Genomic DNA, 252 nt, shown 5'->3' with positions numbered 1-252 from the left:
ATGCAAGTGAGCATTGATGCTGGTTTTGAATTGACATCCCTTAGCAGTCTGTATCATCCGATTAAACAATCTAACAAGGGTCATCTATACAGTGTGAGTTTTACTGGTAAGCAAATTGCCGATCGCGATTTTGTGTTGCAATGTCAAGCCAATGTTGGCTCATTACCGCAAGCGGCAACCTTTTATCAAACCGGTAAAACCCATGTTGAAGCCTATGTTAAAAGCTTTTTTGAAATCGACAAGGTTAATGGC

The 252-nt window shown here is 40.5% G+C and carries 1 protein-coding gene; it reads left to right on the top strand.

What is annotated here, in order from left to right; all coding sequences use genetic code 11:
- Positions 1-252 (top strand): hypothetical protein (locus AAEY78_RS14215; protein WP_352340069.1); only part of this gene is annotated, 252 nt, incomplete at both ends.

The organism is Psychrobacter sp. 16-MNA-CIBAN-0192, assembly GCF_040309565.1.
Taxonomy (GTDB): domain Bacteria; phylum Pseudomonadota; class Gammaproteobacteria; order Pseudomonadales; family Moraxellaceae; genus Psychrobacter.
This window is presented reverse-complemented; position numbering and strand designations above follow the sequence as displayed.